The sequence below is a fragment of the Pseudoalteromonas sp. Isolate3 genome, from assembly GCF_022398505.1.
In the GTDB taxonomy this organism is placed as follows: domain Bacteria; phylum Pseudomonadota; class Gammaproteobacteria; order Enterobacterales; family Alteromonadaceae; genus Pseudoalteromonas; species Pseudoalteromonas apostichopi.
Window position 1 is genome coordinate 1 of sequence record NZ_JAKEVN010000275.1, and the last position, 660, is coordinate 660.

The window sequence follows — 660 nt, forward strand, 5'->3', positions numbered from 1 at the left end:
CAATTAAACCAAGTACCATATTTGGATACGGAGGATAAGATGAAATCAGAACACTCAGGAACCAGCCAAGCTCCAATCAAAAACAAACCTCTTATTTTTGATTACGGAAGCCTGACTATTTATGGAAAAAAATACAGAGTCAGCCCTGCCACATTTAGGGTTTTTGAGGTTCTTTATCGAAATATTGGAAAAACAGTTAATAGGTACGAATTACTAAGGATTGGTTGGCCAGAACAGAAAGCTGTTATTGGCAATGTAAATGTTTCAATTTATCAGTTAAGAATTATCTTGAATGACACCAGCTACATTATTGAAAGTGTGAGAGGAGTCGGTTTCAAGTTAATAAATATAAGGAGAGAATAAAATGAACGTATTGGACAAGAATATAGATGAGTCTATTGTTAACTTAATACTTGTTATTGACTCTTTACCACGTCTCAACTTCGCGAGAAATAACCGAGCATCTATTTCAGAGCTCTCCAGCAAACTACTTCTCGCAGGCCTAGATAACACATCACTTGAAGACAAAATAAACTTTATTAAGCTCAGCTCTACTTTTCTTAATGATGCAATGCATCATAACGACACTGAAGAAAAAGCATTAAATAGAGAAGAAATTGATTACATAAACTATGTAACAAGTAACTAAAATGATAATAC

2 protein-coding genes are annotated in these 660 nt (G+C 33.9%); both read left to right on the top strand.

Features of this window, described 5'->3' with window-relative positions; all coding sequences use genetic code 11:
- The coding region (locus tag L1D46_RS20810; protein WP_239978185.1) for a helix-turn-helix domain-containing protein at positions 1-363 on the top strand (363 nt) is incomplete at its 5' end.
- A 1-nt stretch (position 364) separates the two neighbouring features.
- Positions 365-649, top strand: coding sequence for a hypothetical protein (locus L1D46_RS20815; RefSeq protein WP_130051038.1), 285 nt, complete (start codon positions 365-367; stop codon positions 647-649).
- The last annotated feature ends 11 nt before the right edge of the window (positions 650-660 follow it).

Bases quoted from the DNA above. Each gene is read 5' to 3' on its own strand.
- L1D46_RS20815 (WP_130051038.1), top strand. From the start codon at position 365: ATGAACGTATTGGACAAGAATATAGATGAGTCTATTGTTAACTTAATA.